The sequence below is a fragment of the Mesorhizobium sp. WSM4813 genome (genome assembly GCF_055811555.1).
In genome coordinates, this window is sequence record NZ_JBVVQU010000064.1 from 1 (window position 1) to 25,692 (window position 25,692).

A 25,692-nucleotide genomic window follows, 5' to 3' on the forward strand; every position below is an offset into this window, starting at 1 on the left:
TGGCAAAATGATGCGTGCAGGCTGGAACGATGCTTATCTCTTCCAGCTCATGACTCAAATGCGATAGCCCTGCCCTCGTGGGGGAGATGCCCGGCAGGGCAGAGGGGGGCGTGAAGGATCGCCAGCGTTCGGTTCACATTGAGAGCCCGTCGAGAGCTAGCCCGAGGGCACGGCTGCGATTGGATGAAATGTCGGCGGGACAGCGCCCCCCTCTGTCCTGCCGGACATCTCCCCCACGAGGGGGGAGATCGGCCGTCATCGACGCTTTCGCCAATTTCGAACGCCCGTCGACGCCTTCAACTCCGCCCGTTCACCAGATCTCCAACAATATCGTACTTGCCGGAAATACGCATCTTGTAGACTTCGTAATTCTCCATCACACGCTGGATGTAACTTCTTGTTTCCGTGTAGGGAATCCGCTCGATCCAGTCGACGACGGCGTCGATGTCCTTGCCGCGTGGGTCGCCATATCTAGCCACCCACTGGGCGGCACGGCTGGGACCGGCATTGTAGCCGGCGAAGGTCAGCACATAGGAGCCGTCGAAGCGGCCGAGCTGCTCGCCGAGGAAGGCGGCGCCCAAGGTCGCGTTGTAGCCGGCGTCGGTGGTCAGCCGCGCCTGCGAGAAGGCCATCCTCGCCTTCTTCGCCAATTGCCTGGCTGTCCCCGGCATCAGCTGCAGCAGCCCGCGCGCGCCGGCGCTGGAGACGGCGCCGATGTTGAACTCGCTTTCCTGGCGGGCGATCGCATAGGCCAGCGCCTTGCCCGAGCCGGAAATGTTGGCGGTCTCGGGAATGACGCCGAGCGGATGCGACAGCGCCCCGACAGCGATGCCGCGCGCGCCGGCGATCTTGCCGACTTTGAGCGCCAGGAAGTGATTGCCCTGCTTTTCCGCCATCGCGGCCAGCAGCGCCAGCTCTCCGGGGCTGGTCAACTGTCCGGCGAGGTCGCGATAAAGCGTGTCTGCATAGCGCTCATAGCCCGCCTCCTGCAGCCGCTTGATCGCGCTGACCGCCTCGCGGTTGGCGAAATTCCGGTGATTGGCGGCGCTCGGCTTCGGCTGGGCGATGTTGAGGACCTGCCGGCCGACGCGCTCGCCAGCGAGCTGACCGTAAAAAGTAGTGCCATAGGCGGCGGCACGGATGAAATAATCCGTCGCGCTACCGGGGCCGCCGGCTTCGGCCGCGCGGCCGAGCCAGTAATAGGCGCGCGACAGCGATATCGGCCCCTGGGTGAGACCGGCGATCCGCGCGAAATGCTTGGCGGCGGTGTGGGGATCGTTGAGGCCGCGCAGCGCGTACCAGCCGGCATGGAACTCCGCATCCGCCGCGTTGGCAGCACTTTCGGCGGCGTGTGCTGCGACTATTCCGTAGGCGGTTTTCATGTCGCCCTTGTCGACCAGTTCGCGCGACAGCACCCGGCGCTCGGCCCACCAGGCATCCGGATCGACAAGTGCGTTGCGATCGCTCGGCGCCTTCATCATCACTGCGGCGGCGTCGGAAAACTTCTGCTGCTTGCGCAGAAATTGGGCTTGCGCGAAGAAATAGCCGGCCGAACGCTGCGCGGAGGGCACCGCCTTCAGCAGTTTGGCCGCATTTTTGGCGCTCCGGTCCGCAGCCGCCCAAGCGTCCGCCAGTTGCTGGGCGCCGGCAAGGCCGGCGACGCGCAGCGCGGAATTGACCCGGTCGCCATAGAACATGCGCTCCATGCGAAAGCGGTGGTCGGCGGCGGGGATGAGCTTGCCGAATTCTTGGATGATCGCCGCTTCGTCCTTGGCTTCCAGTTTCTCGATGCGCCAGAAAGGCGACAGCACCGAGCGCGCCGCCTCGACGTTGCCCTGCGACAGATAGGAGCGGGCGAGGATGACCACGCCCTCGACTGTTTGTGGCTGGCTGCCGCCGAATGCCTGCACCACGATCTCAGGCGCGGGGTTCTCGCGGTAGAGCGCGCGCTCGCTGTTCTTGCGCAAGGCGATCATGCCCGGCCAGTTCGGCAGCATTTTCGCAGCATCGGCGATGTCGCCGCTTGGCACCTTGTCGCCGCCATAGAGCGCGATCGCCCAGGCGAGGATGTGCCGGTCGAGCGAATTCACCGGCAGCGCCTCGCGCACTTGACGCGCACCGGCTATGTCGTTCGCCGCCAGCGCATCGAGGCCGCTCTTCAGCCTGGCGACGCTGGCGGATGGGGTATCTTGCTGGCCCGTATCCGGCAGGCCCGCATCCTGCAGATTTGGCATCGGAACGGCCGACGTGACCTGCACATCGATCTTGCCGGCGGCCACAAGGCTCGGCGTCAACAGGAGAATTGCGCCAAGCAGCGCGAAAAAATGAGGCTGCCTGGTCGGCATCGTCTTCATCGTTTCCTGTCTACACATTACCAACAGGCACAGAACTGTAGCCTAATTGGCCGTGATGAAGAGCCCGTAAACAAGGGCTATCGAGTCGTTCAAATTGCGCTTGCTGGCACCACACCCATGCTTGCCGCGCAACGGTGTCGAGACTATGGTGCGCCGCTTCGCTTTCGGCTAGAAGGCGCGCACGACAAAACACCTACAGCTCCTGGCGTCTTCTCAGACGCGCAAAGGACGCTGTACCACTTTAAATTTGGCGCATGATCTTTTCCGAAATCGACTCCGATTTTCGCGGTCATGTGCCAGTCCCAAGGAGTTGGACGACATGCTGAGAGGCTCGCTTACCGCGCTCGTGACACCGTTCGAAAAGAGCGGCCGTTTCGACGAGAAAGCCTTTCGCGCTCTCGTTGCCTGGCAGCTCGCCGAGGGCACGACCGGGCTGGTTCCGGTCGGCACCACCGGAGAGTCGCCGACGCTGTCGCATGACGAGCACCGCCACGTCGTCAAGGTATGCATCGAGGTCGCCAAGGGCCGCGCTCCGGTCGTCGCCGGCGCCGGCTCCAACAACACCGAAGAGGCGGTTGGCCTGGTGCAATATGCCGAGAAGGCGGGCGCCGACGCGGCACTCGTCGTCACGCCCTACTACAACAAGCCGACGCAGCGCGGTCTCTATGCGCATTTCGCCGCGGTCGCCAAGGCGACCAGCCTGCCGATCATCATCTACAACATTCCGCCGCGCTCGGTGATCGACATGACGCCTGAGACGATGGGCGAGCTGGTACGTGACTTCAAGAACATCATCGGCGTCAAGGATGCCACCGGCAAGGTCGAGCGGGTTTCCGAGCAGCGCGCCACCTGCGGCAAGGATTTCATCCAGCTTTCCGGCGAGGATGCCTCGGCGCTCGGCTTCAATGCCCATGGCGGCGTCGGCTGCATCTCGGTGACGGCGAATGTCGCGCCGCGGCTATGCGCCGAATTCCAGGAGGCGACGCTTTCCGGCGACAGCGCCAAGGCGCTCGACCTGCAGGACCGCCTGTTGCCGCTGCACAAGGCGATTTTCCTGGAACCCGGCGTGTCCGGCGCAAAATATGCACTGTCGAAGCTCGGCAAGGTCGAGAACGTGCTGCGTTCGCCGCTGGTCACCGTCGAGCAGTCGACCGCAGAAAAGATCGATGCGGCGATGAAGCACGCCGGCTTGATTAATTAGGGATAAGGCGCCACCTCTCCGCATCATGAATCAAGTCAGAAAAGCCGATCCCAACAACAAGACCGTTGCGGAAAACCGCAAAGCGCGGTTTTCCTATGAGGTGCTCGACACGATCGAGGCCGGCCTGGTGCTGACCGGCACCGAGGTGAAGTCGCTGCGGCAGGGCCAGGCCAACATCCAGGACAGTTACGCCTCGGTCGAGGGCGGTGAGATCTGGCTGATCAACTCCTATCTGCCGGAGTACCTGCAGGCCAACCGCTTCAACCACGAGCCGCGCCGGCGCCGCAAACTTCTGCTCAACAAGCGCGAGATGGCCAAGCTGTCGCAAAGCGTCGACCGCGAAGGCATGACGCTGGTGCCGCTAAAAATCTATTTCAACGACCAGGGCCGGGCGAAGCTTTTACTCGCCGTCGGCCGCGGGAAGAAATTGCACGACAAGCGCGAAACCGAAAAGCAGCGCGACTGGTCGCGCGAGAAGGGCCGGCTGCTGAAGGAGCGTGGGTAGGCTAGGAGCCACTCTTTTGAAGAACCGGATGAAGAACCGGATCGTCTTTTGGGGTGCGGCCAGCCTGATCTTGGCATGCCTCGTCGCGATCGGCGGCTATTTCTATTTCCATCCGTTTTCTCCTGACCGCGGCAAATATCCGCTCAGAGGCATCGATGTTTCCCATCACCAGCGGCAGATCGACTGGCGGCGTGTTGCCGCCGATGATGTCGCCTTCGCCGTCATCAAGGCAACCGAAGGCGGCGACCATGTCGACGATGCTTTCGCCGCCAATCTGCGCGAGGCGCGTGCGGCCGGTCTGGCGGTCGGTGCCTATCATTTCTTCACCTTCTGCAGGCCTGGCGCCGATCAGGCGAAGAATTTCATCTCCATCGTGCCGCGCAATCAAGCGCTGCTGCCGCCGGTGGTGGATATCGAATTCGTCGGCAATTGTCCGCGGCGGCCATCGCCCGAAGAATTGAACAAAGAACTCTCGGCTTTCCTCGGCCCTGTCGAGGCAGCCTTCGGCAAGACGGCGATCCTTTATGTGACCGACGAGGCCGCACGGGTCTATGCCGCCCAGATCGTCGGCCGCCCGCACTGGGTTCGTTCGCTGGCGCTATGGCCAGGTCATGACGACTGGATCTATTGGCAGTACCACGACAGGGGTCGCGTTGACGGCATCAGCGGCGATGTCGATCTGAATGTCCTTCAGGGCGGGCAGGAGAAATTGGCCGAGCTGTTTGCGCCGCCGCCCGAATCTATGTCTCCAGAAACGCCGCTATATCCCTGAAGACGTTGACGAACATCGCTTCCGTCAGCACGCCGGTGTTGGTGTTGTAGCGCGAGCAGTGATAGCTGGAAAATAGCGTCACGCCATTGGTTTGCTGCTGCCCGCCATGCTTGAACGGATAAGCGGCGACACGCCCACCCAGCGCCCGCACGGTCGACTGGTGCGCGATCGAGCCCAGCGCCAGCACGGCGCGCAGGTTTCTAAACCGCGCGATCGTCGGCACCAGGAACGTCCGGCAGGTGGCAATCTCGGCGCCGACCGGCTTGTTGTCCGGCGGCACGCAGCGCACTGCATTAGTGATCGCCGTACCGACAAGCTCCAGCCCGTCATCGGGCCGCGCCTTGAATTGGCCGCGCGCAAAGCCGTGTGTGATCAGCGTGTTGTAGAGCAGGTCGCCGGCAAAGTCGCCGGTGAAGGGACGTCCGGTGCGGTTTGCACCGCGCAGGCCCGGCGCCAGTCCGACGATCAGCAGCCGCACCGCGTCCTCGCCCTCGGGCGGCAGGAAGGTCGGCACCGGCGCATTGAACCAGGACGGCTCGCGTTGCCGCCATTGCGCGATAAAATCATGCAGCCGCGGGCAGAGCGGGCAGTCGCGATCGGGCTCGGGGGACGCGAGCAACGGAGCGGTCAAGACCGCCGCCGTCAATACTCGTCCTCGTCGACTTCGGCCGGTTCGGGCCGGCGCACCGGCCGCTCGGACGGATCGCGGCCGACCTCGCTCTTCAGCGTCATCAGGTCGATGAAATGGTCGGCCTGGCGGCGCAGATCGTCGGAAATCATCGGCGGCTGCGAAGCCATGGTGGAGACGATCGAGACCTTGCGCCCGCGCCGCTGCAGCGCCTCGACCAGCGTGCGGAAATCGCCATCGCCGGAAAAGATGACATAGTGGTCGACGACATCGGCGAGTTCCAGCGCATCGACGGTCAACTCGATGTCCATATTGCCCTTGATCTTGCGGCGGCCGGTCGAGTCGGTGAATTCCTTGGCCGGCTTGGTCACCACCTTGAAGCCGTTGTAGTCGAGCCAGTCGATCAGCGGCCGGATCGAAGAGTATTCCTGATCCTCGACCAGCGCCGTGTAGTAGTAAGCACGCAGCAGGTAACCGCGCTTCTGGAAGCTCGACAAAAGCCTGCGGTAGTCGATATCGAAGCCGAGCGCGCGCGACGTGGCGTAAAGATTGGCGCCGTCGATGAAAAGAGCGATTTTTTCACGAGGGTCGAACATGGAAAATATTCCTTTTCGAAAAATAAGCGGTCGTCTAAATGTGCGTGACTATCGGTCGGCTTGAAATACCGGCTGACCTTCGTCATTCGAGATAGCGCCGGTTTTACGGCAATCCAAGGGTATGATGCTGGATAGCAAGCAATTGTGATCGGTGCCGTATCGTCGCATGCGGGGCGCGCCCAGACTCGCCTTGGCTCGGCCGCGAACCTGGCCCCGGACTGATATTGCCAAAAAGCTTGTATTTTGGCGGCGTTCGGGTTATGGACCGCGCCTGTTTTCCATTAAATCCAGGCATGAAAGGGGCAGCTCATGGCCCGCGTAACCGTTGAAGATTGCATCGACAAGGTCGACAACCGCTTCGAACTCGTGCTTCTGGCCGGCCACCGCGCCCGTCAGATCAGCCAGGGCGCGCAGATCACCGTTCCTCGCGACAACGACAAGAATCCGGTCATCGCGCTGCGCGAGATCGCCGAGGAGACATTGTCGCCCGACGACCTCAAGGAAGACCTGATCCACTCGCTGCAGAAGCATGTCGAGGTCGACGAGCCGGAAGCCGATGGCGAGGCGATCGCCGACCAGACCGGTACCGCCGCTGCGGCAACCGATGCCGACGACACCGAGGACAACGTCACCTTCGACCGCATGACCGAGGAAGACCTCCTGGCCGGCATCGAAGGTCTGGTGCCGCCGGAAAAAAGCGACGACTATTGATCTTCGCAGCCGCTGCCGACACTTTCGCGTCGGCGGTTTCGTGGTTATCTGTGACATGCGCCGTACGCCAGTGCGGCGCATGGTTCGTTTCAGCACTGCGAGATCCCGCCCATGATGCGTCAGTATGAGCTTGTCGAGCGCGTCCAGCGCTACAAGCCTGACGTCAACGAGGCGCTGCTCAACAAGGCCTATGTCTACGCCATGCAGAAGCATGGTCACCAGAAGCGCGCCTCCGGCGATCCCTATTTCTCGCATCCGCTCGAAGTCGCCGCCATCCTCACCGAAATGCACATGGATGAGGCGACCATCGCGGTTGCCCTGCTGCACGACACGATCGAGGACACCACGGCGACCAGGGCCGAGATCGACGAGCTGTTCGGTCCGGAAATGGGCAAGCTGGTCGAAGGCCTGACCAAGCTGAAGAAACTCGACCTCGTCTCCAAGAAGGCCGAGCAGGCTGAAAACCTGCGCAAGCTCTTGCTGGCGATCTCGGAAGACGTTCGCGTGCTGCTGGTCAAGCTCGCCGACCGCTTGCACAACATGCGCACTCTCGACCATGTGCCCGAAGCCAAGCGCCTGCGCATCGCCGAGGAAACGATGGATATCTATGCGCCGCTGGCCGGGCGCATGGGCATGCAAGGCATGCGCGAGGAGCTCGAGGAGATCGCCTTCCGCTTCATCAATCCGGAAGCCTACCGCGCCGTCACCGCGCGGCTCGCCGAAATCTTCGAGCGCAACAAGGATGTGCTGTCCGAGATCGAGAGGGCGCTGTCCACGCTGTTCGACAAATATGCGATCAAGGCCGAGGTCAAGAGCCGCCAGAAGAAGCCGTGGTCGGTGTTCCGCAAGATGGAGGCCAAGGCGCTGTCCTTCGAGCAGCTGTCCGACATTTTCGGCTTTCGCGTCGTCGTCGATACCGTCGAGGACTGCTACCGGGCGCTCGGCGCCATCCACACGACATGGTCGATGGTGCCAGGTCGCTTCAAGGATTACATCTCGACGCCGAAGCAGAACGACTACCGTTCGATCCACACCACCATCGTCGGACCGTCGCGTCAGCGCGTCGAGTTGCAGATCCGCACCTACCAGATGAACAAGATCGCCGAATATGGCGTTGCCGCGCATTCGATCTACAAGGACAGCGGCGGCAAGGTGAACGGCACCGCCCATGCGATCTCGAAGGAGACCAACGCCTATGCCTGGCTGCGGCGCACCATAGAGCAGCTTGCCGAAGGCGACAATCCCGAGGACTTCCTCGAAAACACCAAGCTGGAGCTGTTCCAGGACCAAGTGTTCTGCTTCACGCCCAAGGGCATGCTGATCGCGCTGCCGCGCGGCGCCACGCCGATCGATTTCGCCTACGCCGTGCACACCGATGTCGGCGACACCTGCGTTGGCGCCAAGGTCAACGGTCGGATTATGCCGCTGATGACCGAGCTGAAGAATGGCGATGAAGTCGAGATCATCCGCTCCAAGGCGCAGGTGCCGCCGGCGGCGTGGGAGTCGGTCGTCGTCACCGGCAAGGCGCGCTCGGCGATCCGCCGCGCCACCAAGAATGCCATCCGCAAGCAGTATTCGGGTCTCGGTATCCGCATTCTGGAACGCGCCTTCGAACGGTCCGGAAAGACCTTTACCAAGGAAAGCCTGAAGTCGGTGCTGCATCGGCTGGCGCGCAAGGACATCGAGGATGTGCTGGCCTCTGTTGGCCGCGGCGAACTTGCCTCCACCGATGTCATGAAGGCGGTGTTTCCCGACTACAAGGACGAGCGCGTCACGCTGGCCGCGCCCAAGCAGCGCGAAGAGGGCTGGTCGAAAATCCGCAACGCCGCCGGCATGCTGTTTCAGATTCCGGGGCGCGCGGCACGCAAGGACAAGGACCAGCCAAAGGACGGCGCCGTGCCGATCCGCGGTGTCCGCGGCGACCTGCCGGTGCGCTTCGCCCCGGAAGGTGCAGTCCCCGGCGACCGTATCGTCGGCATCGTGCAGCCGGGAACCGGCATCACCATCTATCCAATCCAGTCGCCGGCGCTGCAGGCCTTCGACGACCAGCCCGAACGCTGGATCGACGTGCGCTGGGACATAGACGAGCGCACCAAGGAGCGATTTCCAGCGCGAGTCTCGGTCACCGCCATCAACGCGCCGGGCTCGCTGGCCGACATCGCGCAGGTCGTTGCATCCAACGATGCCAACATCCATACATTGTCGATGGTGCGCACCGCGCCTGATTTCACCGAAATGCTGATCGATCTCGAAGTCTGGGACCTGAAGCACCTGAACCGGCTGCTGTCGCAGCTCAAGGACAATTCGAGCGTCAGCGATGCAAGGCGCGTGAACGGGTGAATAGTGAATAGTGAATAGTGAATAGTGAATAGTGAAAGGAAGGTGCTCTCACTACTCACGACGCTCTCACTACTCACTACTCACTACTCACTACCATTCACCATTCACCATTCACCATTCACCATTCGCCATTCACATGGGCATGGAGCGAACAATGAACACCGACGAAGTGCTGGGCATTTTCCGTGAAGCCGGTGCCGTTCTCGAAGGGCATTTCATCCTGACGTCGGGCTTGCGAAGCCCGGTCTTCCTGCAGAAGGCGCGGGTCTTCATGCATGCCGACAAGACCGAGCGCCTGTGCAAGGCGCTGGCCGAAAAAATCCGCGCTGCTGTGTCCGGCAGGATCGATTATGTCGTCGGCCCGGCGATCGGCGGGCTGATCCCGGCCTACGAGACCTCGCGCCATCTTGGCGCACCGGCGATCTGGGTCGAGCGGGAAGGGGGCGAGTTCAGGCTCCGCCGCTTCGAGATCGCCAAGGGTTCGCGCGTCGTCATCGTCGAGGACATCGTCACCACCGGCCTGTCGATCCGCGAGACCGTCGACTGCCTGCGCGCGCTTGGCGCCGAGGTCGTTGCCGCTGCCTGCATCATCGACCGCTCGGCCGGCAAGACCGATGTCGGCGTGCCGCTGATCGCGCTCGCCGAATATGAGGTTCCGGCCTACCCGGCCGACAGGCTGCCGCCCGAGCTTGCCGCCATTCCGGCGGTCAAGCCGGGCAGCCGCAACATCTGATGCATGTCGCCCAAAAGGGCGCAGCGGTTTTGGGACAACGACCTGCATAAAACAACGTCAACTGGGGCGCTACCGTGATTGCTGGCATCGATCATTTCGTGCTGACGGTTCGCTCCGTCGAAGACACCTGCGCCTTCTATGAGCGCGTGCTCGGTTTCAGGCGCCTCGACGAGCCGGACCGGCCGACGGCGCTGCTGTTTGGAACGCAAAAGATCAATGTGCATGAGGCAGGCCACACTTTCGAGCCGAAGGCCGAGGCGCCGACGCCAGGCTCCGCGGATTTCTGCCTGGTCGCCGCCCGTCCCCTCTCCGAGATATGCGCCAGCCTGGCGGTCAACGGCGTTGCCGTCGAAGTCGGGCCGGTCGAGCGGATCGGCGCCCGTGGCCCGATGATGTCGGTCTATTTCCGCGACCCGGACGGCAATCTTGTCGAGGTCAGCGAGTATGGATCGTAGATAGCTGGGGTTGCTGCTGATCTCTGCCGAATTCGCCTCCTCAAATCTGCCGCCCGGGCGCCCGACGAGCTTCGGTTGTCCTTCGGCTAGCATATCGCTATATCAAGGTCGTTGTTGCCTTTCGACGGCGGCAAAGCGCAAGATGTGCTGTCGCGCCCGGGTGGTCGGAGCTGCAGCTTTTGGATGTCAGGAAATGGAACAGAGTGCTTTTTCGACGCCGTAAGCCTGATGGTTCTCTCAAGCGGGTGCGTACCTATCTGTGGCTACGCCGGTCGTTCTCGCGCTCGCTACGCCTGGCGGACAGAGCTGGAACCGCCGGAGGGGAAGTTCCCGCCGGATGATCATCGGTATCGGCAGCGACCTGATCGATATCAGACGCATCGAAAAATCGCTGGAGCGCCATGGCCAGCGCTTCATCCAGCGCGTCTACACCCAGATCGAACAGGCCCGCTCCGAAAACCGCGGCGCCCGCGCCGCCTCCTATGCCAAGCGCTTCGCCGCCAAGGAGGCCTGCGCCAAGGCGCTGGGCACCGGTATGGCGCAAGGGGTGTTCTGGCGCGACATGGGCGTCGTCAACCTGGCCAGCGGCCAGCCGACCATGGCGTTAACCGGCGGGGCGGCGGCGCAGCTGGACAAAATCCTGCCTGACGGGCACAGGGCGGCGATCCACCTCACCATCACCGACGACTTTCCGCTTGCTCAAGCCTTTGTGATCATCGAGGCGTTGCCCGTCGAAGAAGCGCCATATTGATTGCATCTGACCACCGGCATGACGTTGCCCAGCGCGCGCCGAGCCCCTATACCAACCAACGCATAATCGAGGACGACATGAGCGTGGCTGAAAAATCCCAGAAGAAATCCGGCGGGCTTGGCGAAACCGTCAGCGTCATCGTCCAGGCGCTTTTGCTCGCTTTGGTCATCCGCACGCTCCTGTTTCAGCCATTCTCTATCCCGTCCGGGTCGATGCGGCCGACCTTGCTCGAAGGCGACTACCTCTTCGTCACCAAATGGTCCTATGGCTTCTCCCGCTATTCCCTGCCGTTCGGGCCGGACCTCTTTTCGGGCCGCATCTGGGGCGCCGAGCCGAAGCGCGGCGACGTGGCGGTGTTCAAGTTCCCGCCGGACCCCTCCGTCGACTACATCAAGCGCGTCGTCGGCCTGCCGGGCGACAAGATCCAGGTCAGGGACGGCCAGCTCTTCATCAACGGCGTCGGCGTGCCACGCCAGAAGGTCGGGCAGATCGACAATCGCGACATTACCGAGAAGAGCGGGCCGGTCGACGTCTATCGCGAGACATTGCCGAATGGCGTCAGCTATGACACGCTCGACCTGATACCCAACTCGATCGGTGACAACACCCAGGAATTCGACGTGCCGCCCGGCCACTATTTCATGATGGGCGATAATAGAGACAATTCCTCGGACAGCCGCTTCACCGTCGGTTTCGTCCCCGACGAGAACCTGGTTGGCCGCGCCAACCTCATCTTCTTCTCGATCGGTGGCAGCGCCAGCCCGCTCGAAATCTGGAAATGGCCGTCGCTGATGCGCGCCTCGCGCCTGCTCCATTTCGTCAATTAGGATCATGGCGGCGACAAAACGGCTGACCGTCGACGCGCTCGCCGAAGCGCTCATGCAGCGCACCGGCCACGCCTTTGCCGACCGCCAGCGCCTGCAGCGCGCGCTGACCCATGCCAGCGCCCGCAGCAGCCATGCCGGCATCGACTATGAGCGTTTCGAATTCCTGGGCGACCGTGTCCTCGGACTGGTCGTCGCCGACATGCTTCTGGCGGCCTATCCGGACGCTGCCGAAGGTGAGCTGTCGCTCCGGCTCAACGCGCTGGTCAATGCCGAGGTGCTGGCGGAGATCGCCGAGGAGATCGGCCTGCCGGAGCTGATCCGTGCCGGCTCGGACGTACGCGGCCTGGACGGGCGCAAGCGCGTCAATCTGCGGGCAGATGCGCTGGAATCGCTGATCGCCGTGCTCTATCTCGACGGCGGGCTGGAGGCGGCCCGCGCCTTCATCTACAAATACTGGCAGCCGCGCTCGCAGGCCACGGGCGCCGCCCGCCGCGATGCCAAGACCGAACTTCAGGAATGGGCGCATCAGGCGGCACGCGCCGTGCCGGTCTACATAATTGACAGCCGCGAGGGACCGGACCACGATCCGCTGTTCACCGTTACCGTCAAGGTCGGCGCCTATTCGCCGGCGACCGGCAGCGGGCGCTCCAAGCGCGAGGCCGAGCAAACCGCCGCTACTGCACTGCTGTTGCGCGAAGGCGTCTGGCTAAAAAAGGGGAGCGCGGCATGACCGCCACCGAAGACGTCCCACCGGCAACAGAAGCCGCCACCACGCACTCTGGCTTCGTTGCGTTGATCGGCGCGCCCAATGCGGGAAAATCGACGCTGGTCAACCAGCTGGTCGGCGCCAAGGTGTCGATCGTCACCCACAAGGTGCAGACGACGCGCGCCATCGTGCGCGGCATCGCCACGCACAAAAATGCGCAGATCGTCTTCGTCGACACGCCGGGCATCTTCAAGCCGAAGCGGCGGTTGGACACGGCGATGGTGACGACGGCCTGGGGCGGCGCCAAGGACGCCGACGTCGTGCTGTTGCTGATCGACGCCGAGCGCGGCATCAGGGGCGACGCCGACGCCATCTTGGAACGGCTGAAGGATGTCCGCCAGCCGATGGTGCTGATCCTCAACAAGGTCGACCGGGTCAAGCCCGAGGCGCTGCTGGCCCTGTCCGCGGCAGCGAATGAAAGAGTGCCCTTCAAGCGCACCTTCATGGTCTCGGCGCTAACTGGGTCGGGCTGCAAGGACCTGCTCGACTATCTCTCGGAAACCCTGCCTGCCGGCCCGTGGTATTACCCGGAAGATCAGATCTCCGACCTGCCGATGCGTCAGCTGGCGGCCGAGATCACTCGCGAAAAGCTCTATCTCAGGCTGCATCAGGAACTGCCCTATTCCTCCCATATCGAGACCGAGAAGTGGGAAGAGAAGAAGGATGGTTCGGTGCGCATCGACCAGACCATCTATGTCGAGCGTGACAGCCAGAAGAAGATCGTGCTCGGCCACAAAGGCGAAACGATCCGTGCCATCGGCCAGGCGGCACGCATGGAGATATCCGGTATCCTCGAACAGAAGGTGCATCTTTTCCTGTTCGTCAAGGTGCGCGAGAACTGGGGCGACGACCCCGAGCGCTATCGCGAGATGGGGCTGGAGTTTCCGCATTAGAGCATGTTCCCGAAAAGTGGGAGCCGGTTTCGGAAAAGATCATGCTCGAACAGGAAGTCACTATCGACACAACCCTCGTGAGCCGGTTGGTCGCCACGCAATTTCCCCGATGGAAGGATCTTGCTGTCAGGCCGGTTGCATCAGGCGGATGGGACAACAGGACCTTTCGTCTCGGAGACCATATGCTGGTGAGGCTGCCGAGTGCGGCGGCCTATGCCTTGCAGGTGGAAAAGGAACATCGCTGGCTGCCAAGACTTGCGCCTCTGCTGCCGCTGCCTGTCCCGGTTCCTCTGGCGATGGGAGCGCCGGCCGACGACTATCCATGGCATTGGTCCGTCTACCGCTGGATCGAAGGCGAGACGGCGACGCTGGAGCGTATTGCCAGCCTGTCGCAATTCGCGACCAGCCTGGCCCAGTTCCTGGTCGCCCTGCAACGGATCGATCCCGCCGGTGGACCGGCGCCAGGGCAGCACAACTTTTTTCGCGGCGGGCCACTGAGCGTCTATGACGGTGAAACCCGGCAAGCGATTGCAGCCCTCGACGGGAAGATCGACACAGGCGCGGCGAGCGCGTTGTGGGAAGCAGCGCTTGCCGCGACATGGCATGGCGCGCCAGTCTGGTTCCACGGTGATGTCAGTTGGGGAAACCTGTTGGTCAGGGAAGGCGCTTTGAGCGCGGTGATCGACTTCGGGACTTCGGGCGTGGGCGATCCCTCGTGCGACTTGGCGATTGCGTGGACGCTCTTCGAAGGGAAAAGCCGAGAGGTGTTTCGCTCGGGTCTTCAGGCTGACGAGGCAGCCTGGGCGCGAGGTCGCGGCTGGACGTTGTGGAAAGCGCTGATTACGGTCGCGGGACATATCGACATCGCGCCAGTCGAAGTTGAAAAATCGCGACGCGTGATCGATCAAGTGCTTGCAGATCACCTCCGCGCGGACCGCCGCGGAGGGTACCCACGCAACGCCTGAAAAACTTGATTTCGCCACCGAACCGGTGACAAGCTCCGTTGATGGAGTGGCGCGACGAGGGAATCATTCTCGGCACACGCAAGCATGGCGAAACCAGCGCCATTCTTGAGGTCATGACGCGTGCGCACGGCCGCCATCTCGGCCTTGTGCGCGGCGGCCGCTCGCGCAAGCAGCAGCCCGTCCTGCAGCCCGGCAACCGCGTCGACCTGTTGTGGCGGGCGCGGCTCGACGAACATCTTGGCACCTTTCAGGCCGAGGCGATCGAGATGAACGCCGCCCGGCTGATGGACAGCGCCGTCGCCATCTATGGGCTGCAGACTATGGCTGCGCATCTGCGCCTGCTGCCCGAGCGCGACGCCCATGACGGCCTCTACGAGACGCTGGCCGTGATGATCGCCCATCTCGACGATGCGAACGCCGCCGGCGAGTTGGTGGCACGCTTCGAATTGCTGATTCTCGACGAACTCGGCTTCGGCCTCGATCTCAGCCAGTGTGCGGCGACCGGCGCCAGGCAGGACCTCGCCTATGTCTCGCCGAAATCCGGGCGTGCCGTGTCACGCGCGGCAGGCGCGCCATGGCGCGACAAGATGCTGGTGCTCCCCGCCTTCCTACAGCGCGGCTCCAGCCTGCGCGCCGATCCGGCGGCGATCGAGGACGCGTTCCGGCTGACCGGCTTCTTTTTTACCCGCCATGTCTACGAGCCGCGCGGCACGGAGGCGCCCGGTGCCCGCGCCGGCTTCCTCGCTGCCTTGCGCAAGCACCACGCGACGGGCAAGGGGATTGGCGCCGAGACCACCGCCGGAGAAAGCATTACATGAGCGAAATGGAACTCTATCCCGGCCGGGTCTCGCCGCTCGGCCTCGGCATCATTCCGCGGCGGCATCCCTAAAAATACCGGCCTGGAATTGCTCCAGCGCATCATCGGCAACAAATACCCGGCGCCGCCGCTGGCTTTCGGCACCGAAACATGCTCGATCTTTCCGCTCGCCGGTCTGGCGGCGCGCTGACTCGGCTGGCCGTCTGGCCGTATTTGTCAGTAACTACTGGCCTGGTTTGGGGGAACCGCCATGTTCGAAAGCCTGATCGGTCTAGTCGCGATCATCGCGCTGTTCGTCATTATCTCGCGCCAGCAGAGCCGCATCGGCCTGATCGAGCGCGAACTTGGTGCGCTGCGCAGCCTCGTGCTTTCGGGTATCCATGTGCCCCCGCCGCAGGCCAAGCCGGTAGAACAGGCCGCAAACGACAGCATGCCAGCAGACGCGGCAATTGCGGCCGTGACCGACATTGCCCCGCCGTCGGCGGGCGAGGCTGAGGAAAAGCCGTCCACAGAGGTTGAAGCCGGGGAGATTGCGTCCGGACCGTGGGCTGCGGGCGAAGCTGAGGAGAAGCCGTCCACAGAGGTTGAAGCCGGGGAGATTGCGTCCGGACCGTGGGCTGCGGGCGAAGCGGCGCCGGCTGGATCTGCACCTGCGCAACCGGCCGCCGCGACGGCGAAAGAGGCGCAAAAGCCCGACATTGAAACGGCGCTCGGCACCCGCTGGGCGGTCTGGGTCGGCGGCATCGCGCTGGCGCTGGGCGGCCTGTTCCTGATCCGCTACACCATCGAGGCTGGCATTTTCGGTCCCGGCGTGCGGCTGAGCATGGCAGCAATGCTCGGGCTGGTGCTGGTCGCCGTCGGCGAGTTCATCCGCCGCACCGGCTTCAGGGTGCCGGTGCAGGGCGTCGCCGGCGCCTATATTCCGGCGATCCTGACGGCGGCCGGTGCTTTCATCCTGTTCGGCACGGTTTATGCCGCGCATGGCGTTTATGGCTTCATCGGGCCGGCGCTTGCCTTCACGCTGCTTGGCGCCATCGGTGTGGCGACCATCGCGGCGGCCCTCGTCCACGGTCAGGCGCTGGCCGGCGTCGGCCTGCTCGGCGCGGTGGTGACGCCGATGCTGGTCGCTTCGCAGGCGCCTAATCCCTGGGCGCTGTTCGGCTATTTGGCGATCGTGCTCGCCGCCACCGGCGTCATCGCCCGCCTGCGCGACTGGAAATTGCTGATGACGGCAGCGTTCGTCGGCACCGGCCTGTGGACCATTCTTTACATGACTGATGCGCCGGGCACCAACCTGCCTGTCATCCTCTTCATCAATGCGGTGAGCCTGGCCGTACTTGCCTTCATCTGGCTCGGCCGTCGCGGTGGCGAAGCAGAGCCCGCCAGGGGCTTCGACTGGCCGTCGATCGCACCTGGCTTCTTCGTCGGCCTTTCGGCGATGTCGCTGTTCGTCGACCCGGCATACGCTGCCGGCGATGCTCTGCCGGGAGCAGCCCTTATCGCAGCCCTGGTCGCGGTAGCGCTCTACCGGCCGCTGGCGCTGGCGCTTCTGCACGCCGCAGGGCTGGCGACGGTGCTGGTCTATCTCGGCATCATTCCGCCAACCTCCGTCGCTTCAGACTTTTCAGGTGGTGTTCTCGGCGTCGAAGGTCTGCCGGCGGCAGTTGCCGATACGCTGCTGCTCAGGATCGGCATTTTTCTCGGACTTGTGTTCATCGGCGCCGGCTTCTGGACCGCGCGCAAATTTGCCGCGTCGGCACCAATCCGCGCCGCCTCATGGGCGGCATGGGGCGTTATCGCGCCGCTGGTCATTCTGTTGGCGCTCTGGTTCACCTTCGGCAATCTCGACCGCGACCTTGTCTACGCGGCGGTTGCAGCCCTTCTGGTCGTGGTCCTCGCCGCCGGCGGCGAGTGGATTGCGCGCGGTGAAGAGCCGCCGCTACAGGGCGGTGCTGCCGTCTCCTTCGCGCTTGGCGGGGCAGCAGTCGCCGCCTTGCTGATGATCTACATGGCCTTCGGATCCGGCTGGACCACCATCCTCCTGGGTGCTGCGGCCATCGTGCCGGCGCTGGCCACCCGCTGGCGCGCCTATCCGGTGCTCGGCTGGATTTCGGTCGGCGCGGTCATCGCGGTGCTCGGCCGCGTCGCCTTTGATCCGACAATCGTCGGCGCCGAATTACTGTCGACGACGCCGGTGTTCAACTGGCTGCTGCCAGGCTACGGCGTGCCGGCGCTTGCCTTCGGCTTTGCCGCCTGGCAACTCGCCCGCACCACAAATGGCCGGCCACGCCTCGCCATGGAAGCGGGCGCAGCACTGTTTGCGCTGCTCACGGTTGCCATATTGGTGCGCCACGCCATGCATGACGGCGTCATCGACACGGGTGCTGCGACGCTCGCCGAGCAGGCGATCTATACGTTGATCGCCCTTGGCGCCGGCGCCATCCTGGTCGCCATCGACATGCGCGCGCCAAGCTCGGTGCTGCGTTATGGTTCGCTTGCCGCGGGCGTGGTCTCCGTCGCCTTCATCGTCGTCCAGCATTTCTTGGCGCTGAACCCGCTGTTCACCGATGAATCGACCGGCCGGATTCCGGTGTTCAACCTTCTGTTCCTCGCCTATCTCTTGCCGGCCGTCGCTGCCGGGGGGCTCGCGCTCTATACCAGAGACAAGCGACCGAAATGGTATGCCGCGATGCTGGCGCTGGTGGCGGCGCTGCTCGCCTTCGTCTATGCGACGCTGTCGGTCCGGCGGCTGTTCAAGGGCGAGTTAATCGGCCTGTGGAGCGGCCTCGGTCAGCTCGAGACTTACGCCTACTCCGCGCTGTGGCTGATCATCGGTGTGGCGCTGCTCACCGCCGGCGTCTGGCTGAAGTCGCATGTGCTGCGCATCGCGTCGGCCGCGCTGATCTCGGTCGCCGTGTTGAAGGTCTTCCTCTTCGACATGTCGGAACTGGAAGGCGTGCTGAGGGCGCTGTCCTTCATCGGACTCGGCGCCGTGCTGATCGGCATCGGCCTGTTCTATCAGCGGCTGCTGACAAGAGCAGCCAAATCCGAAGCCGGATAGTATTCAGGCCAGATCGGTCTGCAAGAAATCATTGCCCTTGTAGAGCAGGGGTACCCGGTAGGCCTTGGCGCATGCATAGCTGAAGCAGTCGCCGAAATTCAGCTTGGCGGGATGGCCGACATATCGACCGTAGTCGCGCGCGGCTTTGACTGCGAGTTCGCGAATGGCACCATCCAGTGGAACTTCCACGGCCTTGAGTTCGGCCAAGAAGCCGATGACGATGGTTTGGCATTGATCGATCAGAGCAGGCGGTGTCGAAGCTTGATCGCCGCTTTCAGCCACAGATTTCCTGCGGGCGATTCCGAGGATAGCTTCAAAAGCGGAACTCGGCGAGAAATAGAGCGTCTCGGCAGTTTCAATCCTTCTCAGCAGACGTTCCGCATCTGCCTCTCTCAAAATCAGCGCAATAATGGCAGACGCATCAAGAAACATCGGGTTCCCCCCAGGCCTCGTCCATGAATTTCTTCATATCGAAGGTGGGGTCATCGGGACCAAGTGCGCTCGCGGCATCCTGATATTTTTTGATACGCTCGCTCAGCGGAAGAACAGCGTTCGCTCGTTCAAGCTCCCGCTTGAGAGCGATTCGCACCGCTTCAGTCTTCGTTGGGGCCTTGATGGCGGACTGCAACTGACGAGCCAGCGCGTCGACCTCGTTATCGCGGATGTACAGAGACAAATCGATTCTCCAAACGTATATCCAAGTTCGAATATATTAAATATACGACTTAGAATATACACCTTCAGGGCGCGCTTTCAACCTCAGGCTTCTCTTCATAGCGTGCAAGCGCCTTGACAGGTGGCCCGCCAGCGCCTGCCGGGAATAAACCGGCCCGCGCCAGCGTTATTGCATTGCTTGGGTGACCGGAGCGGCGGACCGCTTCGCGCCGGCCGCTTGCGCCGCGCCGCGAAGGCGCGTTCAATCGGCTGAACAAGGGCGATCTCAGAACCAGCGGTCATGGACGAAAAGAAGGCAGCAATCCTTGGCGAAATACCACGCCTGCGCCGTTATGCGCGCTCGCTGCTGCGCGACCGCGATTCCGCCGACGATCTCGTTCAGGACTGTCTCGAACGGGCGCTTGTGCGGCTCGACAATTGGCAGACTGGAGAAAGTCCTAGGAGGTGGCTGTTTACGATCATGCATCATTTGTTCATCGATCAGATGCGCAAGGTGAACCGGCGCGGCGAAGCCGCGATGCTGCCTCTGGAAGCGGGTGAAGCGCAGGCAGCACCCGCCGAGCAGATGGAGAGCATCGCCTCGCGCGAGATTATCGACGCGTTGCAGGCGATCAGCCCCGATCGGCGCGCAGCACTGGTCATGGTCGCTATCGAAGGTTTTTCCTATGCCGAGGCAGCCAACATCCTCGGCGTGCCGGCCGGCACGCTGATGTCGCGCATCGCGCGCGGGCGTGATGAGTTGCGCGGGCTGCTGGATGACGCCGCGCGTCGCCGGGCGATAAGGATTGTCGAGAAATGACCCGGCGCGATTTTTCCGAACGCGACATCCATATGGCTCTCGATGGCGAGTTGCCGGTTGACGAGCGCGCGGCGTACGACGTCTGGCTCGACGCCAATCCTGAAATGAAGGCGAGGAGCGCCCGCTATGTCGCCGACCGCGCAGCCCTTCGTGCCGCCTTCGCCGGCGTGCTCGACGAACCGGTGCCGGCGCGGTTGCAGAAGATCGTGCTCGGCGAGGCGCCGGTCAAGACGGCGGCATTGAGCTCGCGCTGGTGGCTCGCGGCTGCCGCAGCGGTGATGCTCGCCATTGGCGGTGTTGGCGGTTATGTCGCCGGCATCGACCATCTCGGTCCGGAAGACCCCGCCGAGGACCAGCTCGCCGAGCAGGCGATCGCAGCCCATGTCATCTATGCCGCCGAGCAGCGGCATGCGGTGGAAGTGCCCGCCAGCGACAAGGATCATCTACAGACCTGGCTGTCCAATCGGGTCGGCTTGAAGCTGGTTGCACCGGATCTGGCGGCGCAAGGATTCCAGCTCGTCGGCGGCCGGCTGCTGCCCGCTGGCGAGAGCAAGGCCGCGATGCTGCTTTATGAGGACGACAAAGGCGAGCGCATCTCGCTGTTCGTCACGGCCGAATCGGCCGAGAAGGCCAAGGGCACCTATGGGTCGGAAGAGAACGGCCCCGAGGCCGTCTACTGGCTGGACAAGGGCTATGGCTGCGCCGTCGTCGGCTCGCTGCCGCGCGCGCAGCTGACTGCGGTGGCCAAAAGCGCCTACAGCCAGCTTCTGGCCGGGCTGGCCAGCTGAGCTGCTCCTGTTTTTCAAAGTTGCATCTACAGCACTGCGCGTCCTTTAGACGCGCAAAGGATGCTGTAGCACTTTAATTTTTGCGCATGATCCTTTCCGAAAATCGATTTCGATTTTCGGGGTCATGCACCAGCCGAAACTGTCACAATTGAGCCCGAATCGAGGTGCGATAGCTTGACGGATGCTGGCGCTTCGGCTGTGTTGTCGACACTTCTGACAAGGGCCTTTTCCACAACGCAATCGAGGTCTTCTGAGCCCGCATGCCTGCCGAGATTCGCACGGCCCGCGCGTCCGACGTCGATGACCTCGCCGTCATCGAGAAGGCTGTTTTCTCGAGCGACCGCATTTCCCGCCGCTCCTTTCGCCAGTTGATCGAACGCGAAAGTGCCGAGCTGCTGGTTGCCGAAAGCGACGGCCGCGTCGCCGGCTACGCGGTCGTGCTGTTTCGCAAAGGCAGCGGCGTCGCGCGGCTCTATTCCATCGCCATCGGTCCCTTTTTCGGTGGGCTCGGCATTGGCCGTATGCTGCTGGAACGGGCCGAGGAAGTCGCCTTCGAGCACAACCGCATGATGCTGCGCCTCGAGGTGCGCGAGGACAACAGCCGAGCCATTCGCATCTACGAGCAGAGCGGCTATCGCAAGATCGGCCGCGAACCGGGCTATTACGAGGACGGCGCCACGGCGCTGCGCTACGAAAAGACCTTGCGGGGCGACATTCCGGTCGCCACCAAGGTGCCGTTCTACCAGCAGACCTGCGAATTCACCTGCGGCCCGTGCTGCCTGATGATGGCAATGGCCAATTTCGAGCCCGGCTTCGTGCCCGACCCGGTCATGGAAATCCGTTTGTGGCGCGAGGCGACCACCGTTTTCATGATGTCGGGGCTTGGCGGCTGCGAGCCGTTCGGCCTCGCCGTTGCCGGCCACGAAAGCGGGCTCTCTGCCGAGATATATGTATCCTTCCATGGCGCGCTGTTCCTGCAGTCGGTGCGCAGCCAAGAGAAGCGCCGGGTGATGGAACTGGCGCAGGTCGACTTTCGCCGGCGCGCGGAACTTTACGGCATCCCGGTGAATTACCGTCCATTCGCCATCGACGACATCCGCACCGCGATCGCCGAGGGGAAACTGGTGTTGGTCCTGATCAGCGGCTTCCTGATGTTCGGCAAGAAGGTTCCGCACTGGGTGCTGGCCATCGGCGACGACGGCGACCATATCCTGATCCACGATCCCTGGGTCGAAGACGAGAGACAGGAGACCATTCTTGATGCCGCCAACATTCCCGTGCCTTACGGCATCTTCATGAATATGGCGCAGTTCGGCCGCGATGGATTGCGTGCCGCCATCACCCTCGGAAAGCGCGACAGACAATGACCTGGGTCATCCTTACCGGCCGGCAGAACGATCTCGATCAGGTGGCGACACCGCACAAGATCATCACCAATCGCGACTATCTTGCCCATCCGGCGCTGTTTCGCGGCCAGCGGCCGAAGGTCATCAACCTGTCGAACAACTACGGCTACCAAAGCCGCGGCTACTATGCCTCGCTGCTCGCCGGTTCGCGCGGCCACAAGGTCATCCCGACGGTCGAGACGATGATCGACCTGTCCGAGCGCAAGCTCTACGATCACGCGCTGCCGGAGCTGGAACTCGCGCTCAACAAATGCCGCAAGGATCTGGGCGGCGCCTTTCCGCAAAAAGTCTGCATCTTCTTCGGCATCGGCCCGTCGAGGATATGGGATCGCTTCGCCAAGCTTTTGTTCGACTGGTTCCGAGCGCCGGCTTTGGAAGTCCACATTACGGACAGCGCCGAATGGGCATCGATCCGCAAGATCGGCTTCCATCCGCTGGCCAGGATGACCGAGGAGGAAGAAAAGCGCTTCCTTCAGTGCCTCGAGACCTACACCAACCGCGAATGGCGTGACACCAAGGGCCGCACGCCGGCGCGCTACACCTTCGCCACGCTGGTCGATCCGCATGAGGAGTTGCCGCCATCGGAGATCTCGTCGCTGCGCTACTGGGCCAAGATCGCCGAAAAGATGGGCGTCGAAATCGAGCCGATCACCAAAAAGGATCTGGCCAAACTCGCCAACTACGACGCGCTGTTCATCCGCGAGACCACTTCGATCTCCAACCACACTTACCGCTTCGCGCGCCGCGCCCAGCAGGAAGGCATGCCTGTCATCGATGATCCGCTGTCGATGATCCGCTGTACCAACAAGGTCTATCTCAACGAGCTGATGACCTACAACAAGGTTCCGGTGCCGCCGACGGTGATGATCGCCGGCACCTCGGATTTCGAAGTTGCGGCGCAGACGCTGGGCTTTCCGCTGGTGCTGAAGATCCCGGACTCCTCGTTTTCACGCGGCGTCAAGAAATGCGCAACCTTCGAGGAACTGAAGACGCTTGCCACCGAATGGCTGGAGGATTCCGATCTCTTGATCGCGCAGAAATTCATTCCGACCGAATATGACTGGCGCGTCGGCGTGCTCGGCGGCCAACCTCTGTTTGCCGTGCACTATCTGATGGCCAAGAAGCACTGGCAGATCGTCAACCACAAGGCCAACGGCAAGCCCGACCAGGGCGGCATCAAGACCTTTACCTTGAAAGAGGCGCCGGTCCATGTCGTCGAGACGGCGGTGAGGGCGGCGCGCTGCATCGGCGATGGCCTCTACGGCGTCGACCTGAAGGAGACCAAGGACGGCGTCTTCGTCATCGAGGTCAACGACAATCCCAACCTCGACCATGGCTGGGAGGATTCCGGCGAAAAAGACGAGGTCTGGGTACGGCTGACGCAATGGTTCCTGGAGCGGCTCGACCGGCCGGGACGGTAGGGCACCAAGCGGTGTAGACGATAACTGAATCCATCCAGCGGATTTCAACGCCTCAACCGGATTGGCTGAACGTCTCGTTCGATCTCAGCAGGCGCTGGATGTCCGCCGCAGTCGACGGCATGCCGATCAGGTAACCTTGGGCCTCGACACAGCCTTCGCTGCGCAGGAATTCAAGTTGCGCTTCGGTTTCGACGCCTTCGGCGGTGACGGTCATACCAAGCTGTGCACCGAGCCCGATGATCGTGCGCACGATCGCGGCCGTGTCGCGGTTGTCGATGTCGCGGATAAAGGAGCGGTCGATCTTGATCTTGTCGACAGGGAAGCGGCGGAGATAGCCGAGCGACGAATAACCGATGCCAAAATCATCCAGCGCGATACGGATGCCGAGGTCGCGCAACTGCCTGAGCGTCTTGAGCACGGTATCGCTCTCATCCATCAACACCGTTTCGGTGATTTCCAATTCAAGCCGATCGGCCGGCACGCCGGAAAATGCCAGCGCGGAGATCACGCTGCGGGCAAAGGTACCACTTTTGATCTGCACAGCCGAGACATTGACTGCGATGCGCAGCCCATGCGGCCAGCCCGCCGCCACCGTGCAGGCTTTCCTCAGCGCCCATTCGCCGAGCGGCACGATCAGCCCGGTTTCTTCGGCGACCGGGATGAAGTCGTCTGGCGGCACCAAGCCGCGTGCCGGCGAGTGCCACCGCATCAGGGCTTCGGCGCCGACGATCTCGCTGGAGGCGATGTTCATGATCGGTTGGAAATCAAGCTCGAACTCCCGCCGCGGCAGCGCTGCCTCGAGGTCGGTTTCGAGTGCGCGCCGTGCCCGCACCATCGCATCCATGCCGGGCTCGAAGAAGCGATAGACGTTGCGTCCTTCGCTTTTCGCTCTGTAAAGGGCCATGTCGGCGTTTTTTAGCAGCGTGTCGGCGTCCCTGCCGTCATTGGGGAAAAGGGCGATGCCAAGGCTGATGCCGACATGCATGTCGCGGCTTTTATCGCGAAATGGCTTTCCGATGATGTCGACAATGCGTTTTGCCAGTTTTTCCGCATCGCCGGCACCTTTTGGGCCGGCACCTTTTGTATTGAACTGGATGATGACGAATTCATCGCCGCCGAAACGAGCGACCACGTCCGTTTCGTTGCGTAAGCAATTTTGCAGCCGCTCGGCCACGCATTTCAGCAGCCAGTCGCCCGCCGGGTGCCCCCAGGTGTCGTTGACGGCCTTGAAGCGGTCGAGGTCGAGCGAGAATATCGCCAGGTCCGTGGCCTCGCCCAAGGCCTGGTCGAGCCGTTCGCGGAACATCGAGCGATTGGGCAGTTTGGTCAGCGTGTCGTGATGTGCAAGGTGGGTCATGCGCTCTTCGACACGCCTGCGCTCGGTGACGTCGTCGAAGGTTGCGACCCAGCCGCCGCCACTCATCGGCTGCCGCACGACCAAAAGAGTTCTGCCATCGGCAAGATGGCGGTAGGTTGACCGCATTTCCCCGGCTTGAAGGCAGGCCGCGGTTTTCGAGATTTCGCTTTTGATGTCGATCTCTGCATAAATACCCAGGCGCACGAGCTGCTCCAGCGCGTCGCCGTGGCTCATGCCAAGCGGAAAATCGGCCGGCGTCACGTGGTAGAGTTCCAGGAAACGTTCGTTGCGCACGATCAGCCTGCTGTCCGCGTCATACATCAAAAGGCCCTGCGACATGTTGGCGAGTGCCGCGTCAAAGCGTCGATGCTGCTCCTTCAGCTCCTGCTCGGCGCGCCGTTGTTCGGTGATATCCTCATAGATCGACACCCAGCCGCCTGAAGCCAGCGGCCGGTGCGAGATGTTGATGATGCGGCCATCAGACAGCGTTTCCTCGTAGGTCGAGGGCTTCGCCCGGTCGATATAGGGCTTGCGGATGGCATAGAGTTCTTCGGCGCTGTGCGCGGCGACGCCGATGTCGACGCTGTGCTGGAGGATGTCGAAAAACCGGATGCCGGGCTGCACGATCTCGGCGTCAAGGCAGAAGATGCTGATATAATTGCCGTTGCAGATAATCATGCGCTCGTCGGCATCGAACATGCACAAGCCATGCGACATGTTCTCGACGGCGGCCGAAAAACGATCATTCTGTTTGCGCGGTTCGTCTTCTATCCGCGGCAGACCTATGCCTTCGGCCCTCCGTCCGCGGACGGGCGAACCAGCCTTGACACGAGTGACGGACATGAGGCTGCCTGCAGACCGTGATCGAACA

Annotated in this window: 24 protein-coding genes; 18 read left to right on the forward strand and 6 right to left on the reverse strand. The window is 62.7% G+C overall.

Annotated features, from left to right (window positions below; translation table 11 throughout):
* Positions 1-296 precede the first annotated feature (296 nt).
* Positions 297-2,345: a lytic transglycosylase domain-containing protein gene (locus tag AC0L25_RS27440; RefSeq protein ID WP_473598400.1), complete on the reverse strand. Its 2,049-nt coding sequence runs from the start codon at positions 2,343-2,345 to the stop codon at positions 297-299.
* Between the two features lie 328 nt (positions 2,346-2,673).
* Here AC0L25_RS27440 and dapA point away from each other — a divergent pair, with 328 nt between their 5' ends.
* From dapA to AC0L25_RS27455, 3 genes are read left to right on the forward strand one after another with little or no spacing between them, the layout of a single operon-like run.
* A complete protein-coding gene (gene dapA / locus AC0L25_RS27445) occupies positions 2,674-3,555 on the forward strand; it encodes a 4-hydroxy-tetrahydrodipicolinate synthase (protein WP_473598374.1) in 882 nt (293 codons plus the stop codon).
* A gap of 25 nt (positions 3,556-3,580) precedes the next feature.
* A complete protein-coding gene (smpB, locus tag AC0L25_RS27450) occupies positions 3,581-4,060 on the forward strand; it encodes an SsrA-binding protein SmpB (protein WP_006202221.1) in 480 nt (159 codons plus the stop codon).
* A 28-nt stretch (positions 4,061-4,088) separates the two neighbouring features.
* Complete coding sequence (locus tag AC0L25_RS27455) at positions 4,089-4,832, forward strand: glycoside hydrolase family 25 protein (RefSeq protein WP_473598375.1); 744 nt, start codon at positions 4,089-4,091, stop codon at positions 4,830-4,832.
* On the opposite strand, the gene AC0L25_RS27460 is transcribed toward AC0L25_RS27455, so the two are convergent.
* Positions 4,801-5,478: a uracil-DNA glycosylase gene (locus AC0L25_RS27460; RefSeq protein WP_473598376.1), complete on the reverse strand. Its 678-nt coding sequence runs from the start codon at positions 5,476-5,478 to the stop codon at positions 4,801-4,803. The genes AC0L25_RS27455 and AC0L25_RS27460 overlap by 32 nt on opposite strands.
* Entirely contained in the window at positions 5,475-6,056 is a 582-nt protein-coding gene (locus AC0L25_RS27465) for a LabA-like NYN domain-containing protein (protein WP_192363832.1), read from the reverse strand. Before AC0L25_RS27465 ends, AC0L25_RS27460 begins: the two co-directional genes overlap by 4 nt.
* Positions 6,057-6,365: 309 nt before the next feature.
* Here AC0L25_RS27465 and rpoZ point away from each other — a divergent pair, with 309 nt between their 5' ends.
* The 11 genes from rpoZ (at position 6,366) to AC0L25_RS27520 (ending at position 18,375) form a co-directional block, all read left to right on the forward strand.
* A complete protein-coding gene (gene rpoZ, locus AC0L25_RS27470) occupies positions 6,366-6,767 on the forward strand; it encodes a DNA-directed RNA polymerase subunit omega (protein WP_473598377.1) in 402 nt (133 codons plus the stop codon).
* A gap of 111 nt (positions 6,768-6,878) precedes the next feature.
* The gene (locus AC0L25_RS27475) at positions 6,879-9,107 is read left to right on the forward strand and encodes a RelA/SpoT family protein (protein ID WP_473598378.1); all 2,229 of its coding nucleotides are present in this window, start codon (positions 6,879-6,881) and stop codon (positions 9,105-9,107) included.
* 154 nt (positions 9,108-9,261) lie between these two features.
* Positions 9,262-9,840, forward strand: coding sequence for an orotate phosphoribosyltransferase (gene pyrE, locus AC0L25_RS27480; protein WP_473598379.1), 579 nt, complete (start codon positions 9,262-9,264; stop codon positions 9,838-9,840).
* Positions 9,841-9,914: 74 nt separating this feature from the next.
* The gene (locus tag AC0L25_RS27485) at positions 9,915-10,295 is read left to right on the forward strand and encodes a VOC family protein (RefSeq protein WP_473598380.1); all 381 of its coding nucleotides are present in this window, start codon (positions 9,915-9,917) and stop codon (positions 10,293-10,295) included.
* Positions 10,296-10,632: 337 nt separating this feature from the next.
* On the forward strand, positions 10,633-11,046 hold the full coding sequence (acpS, locus tag AC0L25_RS27490) for a holo-ACP synthase (RefSeq protein ID WP_473598381.1): 414 nt from the start codon (positions 10,633-10,635) through the stop codon (positions 11,044-11,046).
* Between the two features lie 77 nt (positions 11,047-11,123).
* Complete coding sequence (gene lepB / locus AC0L25_RS27495; RefSeq protein ID WP_473598401.1) at positions 11,124-11,873, forward strand: signal peptidase I; 750 nt, start codon at positions 11,124-11,126, stop codon at positions 11,871-11,873.
* Positions 11,874-11,877: 4 nt separating this feature from the next.
* Complete coding sequence (gene rnc, locus AC0L25_RS27500) at positions 11,878-12,603, forward strand: ribonuclease III (RefSeq protein WP_473598382.1); 726 nt, start codon at positions 11,878-11,880, stop codon at positions 12,601-12,603.
* A complete protein-coding gene (gene era, locus AC0L25_RS27505; protein ID WP_473598383.1) occupies positions 12,600-13,532 on the forward strand; it encodes a GTPase Era in 933 nt (310 codons plus the stop codon). Before rnc ends, era begins: the two co-directional genes overlap by 4 nt.
* A gap of 41 nt (positions 13,533-13,573) precedes the next feature.
* Positions 13,574-14,497 carry an aminoglycoside phosphotransferase family protein gene (locus tag AC0L25_RS27510; RefSeq protein ID WP_473598384.1) on the forward strand — a complete coding sequence of 308 codons (924 nt, stop codon included), beginning with the start codon at positions 13,574-13,576 and terminating at the stop codon, positions 14,495-14,497.
* Between the two features lie 41 nt (positions 14,498-14,538).
* Positions 14,539-15,315 carry a DNA repair protein RecO gene (gene recO, locus AC0L25_RS27515; protein ID WP_473598402.1) on the forward strand — a complete coding sequence of 259 codons (777 nt, stop codon included), beginning with the start codon at positions 14,539-14,541 and terminating at the stop codon, positions 15,313-15,315.
* A 249-nt stretch (positions 15,316-15,564) separates the two neighbouring features.
* Entirely contained in the window at positions 15,565-18,375 is a 2,811-nt protein-coding gene (locus AC0L25_RS27520; RefSeq protein ID WP_473598385.1) for a DUF2339 domain-containing protein, read from the forward strand.
* 3 nt (positions 18,376-18,378) lie between these two features.
* On the opposite strand, the gene AC0L25_RS27525 is transcribed toward AC0L25_RS27520, so the two are convergent.
* Complete coding sequence (locus tag AC0L25_RS27525) at positions 18,379-18,807, reverse strand: type II toxin-antitoxin system VapC family toxin (RefSeq protein WP_473598386.1); 429 nt, start codon at positions 18,805-18,807, stop codon at positions 18,379-18,381.
* Entirely contained in the window at positions 18,797-19,051 is a 255-nt protein-coding gene (locus AC0L25_RS27530) for a type II toxin-antitoxin system VapB family antitoxin (RefSeq protein ID WP_292594059.1), read from the reverse strand. The genes AC0L25_RS27525 and AC0L25_RS27530 overlap by 11 nt, the downstream gene beginning before the upstream one ends.
* Before the next feature lie 279 nt (positions 19,052-19,330).
* Here AC0L25_RS27530 and AC0L25_RS27535 point away from each other — a divergent pair, with 279 nt between their 5' ends.
* The 4 genes from AC0L25_RS27535 to AC0L25_RS27550 all read left to right on the forward strand — a co-directional run bounded on the left by AC0L25_RS27535 (position 19,331) and on the right by AC0L25_RS27550 (position 23,464).
* Positions 19,331-19,849, forward strand: a complete 519-nt coding sequence (locus tag AC0L25_RS27535; RefSeq protein WP_473598387.1) for a sigma-70 family RNA polymerase sigma factor — start codon at positions 19,331-19,333, stop codon at positions 19,847-19,849.
* On the forward strand, positions 19,846-20,637 hold the full coding sequence (locus AC0L25_RS27540) for an anti-sigma factor family protein (protein ID WP_473598388.1): 792 nt from the start codon (positions 19,846-19,848) through the stop codon (positions 20,635-20,637). The genes AC0L25_RS27535 and AC0L25_RS27540 overlap by 4 nt, the downstream gene beginning before the upstream one ends.
* A 260-nt stretch (positions 20,638-20,897) precedes the next feature.
* On the forward strand, positions 20,898-22,004 hold the full coding sequence (locus AC0L25_RS27545; RefSeq protein WP_473598389.1) for a peptidase C39 family protein: 1,107 nt from the start codon (positions 20,898-20,900) through the stop codon (positions 22,002-22,004).
* Positions 22,001-23,464 carry a RimK family protein gene (locus tag AC0L25_RS27550; protein WP_473598390.1) on the forward strand — a complete coding sequence of 488 codons (1,464 nt, stop codon included), beginning with the start codon at positions 22,001-22,003 and terminating at the stop codon, positions 23,462-23,464. Before AC0L25_RS27545 ends, AC0L25_RS27550 begins: the two co-directional genes overlap by 4 nt.
* A 52-nt stretch (positions 23,465-23,516) precedes the next feature.
* Here AC0L25_RS27550 and AC0L25_RS27555 read toward each other — a convergent pair whose 3' ends face one another.
* Positions 23,517-25,664, reverse strand: a complete 2,148-nt coding sequence (locus AC0L25_RS27555) for a putative bifunctional diguanylate cyclase/phosphodiesterase (RefSeq protein ID WP_473598391.1) — start codon at positions 25,662-25,664, stop codon at positions 23,517-23,519.
* Positions 25,665-25,692: the final 28 nt, after the last annotated feature.

Excerpts from the sequence above, each read along its gene's own strand:
- AC0L25_RS27540 (WP_473598388.1), top strand. The coding sequence starts at position 19,846 with ATGACCCGGCGCGATTTTTCCGAACGCGACATCCATATGGCTCTCGAT.
- AC0L25_RS27535 (WP_473598387.1), top strand. The coding sequence starts at position 19,331 with ATGGACGAAAAGAAGGCAGCAATCCTTGGCGAAATACCACGCCTGCGC.
- AC0L25_RS27555 (WP_473598391.1), bottom strand. The coding sequence starts at position 25,664 with ATGTCCGTCACTCGTGTCAAGGCTGGTTCGCCCGTCCGCGGACGGAGG.
- era (WP_473598383.1), top strand. The coding sequence starts at position 12,600 with ATGACCGCCACCGAAGACGTCCCACCGGCAACAGAAGCCGCCACCACG.
- smpB (WP_006202221.1), top strand. The coding sequence starts at position 3,581 with ATGAATCAAGTCAGAAAAGCCGATCCCAACAACAAGACCGTTGCGGAA.
- AC0L25_RS27465 (WP_192363832.1), bottom strand. The coding sequence starts at position 6,056 with ATGTTCGACCCTCGTGAAAAAATCGCTCTTTTCATCGACGGCGCCAAT.
- AC0L25_RS27550 (WP_473598390.1), top strand. The coding sequence starts at position 22,001 with ATGACCTGGGTCATCCTTACCGGCCGGCAGAACGATCTCGATCAGGTG.
- AC0L25_RS27525 (WP_473598386.1), bottom strand. The coding sequence starts at position 18,807 with ATGTTTCTTGATGCGTCTGCCATTATTGCGCTGATTTTGAGAGAGGCA.
- rnc (WP_473598382.1), top strand. The coding sequence starts at position 11,878 with ATGGCGGCGACAAAACGGCTGACCGTCGACGCGCTCGCCGAAGCGCTC.
- rpoZ (WP_473598377.1), top strand. The coding sequence starts at position 6,366 with ATGGCCCGCGTAACCGTTGAAGATTGCATCGACAAGGTCGACAACCGC.
- AC0L25_RS27475 (WP_473598378.1), top strand. The coding sequence starts at position 6,879 with ATGATGCGTCAGTATGAGCTTGTCGAGCGCGTCCAGCGCTACAAGCCT.
- pyrE (WP_473598379.1), top strand. The coding sequence starts at position 9,262 with ATGAACACCGACGAAGTGCTGGGCATTTTCCGTGAAGCCGGTGCCGTT.
- AC0L25_RS27455 (WP_473598375.1), top strand. The coding sequence starts at position 4,089 with ATGAAGAACCGGATCGTCTTTTGGGGTGCGGCCAGCCTGATCTTGGCA.
- recO (WP_473598402.1), top strand. The coding sequence starts at position 14,539 with ATGGAGTGGCGCGACGAGGGAATCATTCTCGGCACACGCAAGCATGGC.
- AC0L25_RS27440 (WP_473598400.1), bottom strand. The coding sequence starts at position 2,345 with ATGCCGACCAGGCAGCCTCATTTTTTCGCGCTGCTTGGCGCAATTCTC.
- AC0L25_RS27520 (WP_473598385.1), top strand. The coding sequence starts at position 15,565 with ATGTTCGAAAGCCTGATCGGTCTAGTCGCGATCATCGCGCTGTTCGTC.
- dapA (WP_473598374.1), top strand. The coding sequence starts at position 2,674 with ATGCTGAGAGGCTCGCTTACCGCGCTCGTGACACCGTTCGAAAAGAGC.
- AC0L25_RS27510 (WP_473598384.1), top strand. The coding sequence starts at position 13,574 with ATGCTCGAACAGGAAGTCACTATCGACACAACCCTCGTGAGCCGGTTG.
- lepB (WP_473598401.1), top strand. The coding sequence starts at position 11,124 with ATGAGCGTGGCTGAAAAATCCCAGAAGAAATCCGGCGGGCTTGGCGAA.
- AC0L25_RS27545 (WP_473598389.1), top strand. The coding sequence starts at position 20,898 with ATGCCTGCCGAGATTCGCACGGCCCGCGCGTCCGACGTCGATGACCTC.
- acpS (WP_473598381.1), top strand. The coding sequence starts at position 10,633 with ATGATCATCGGTATCGGCAGCGACCTGATCGATATCAGACGCATCGAA.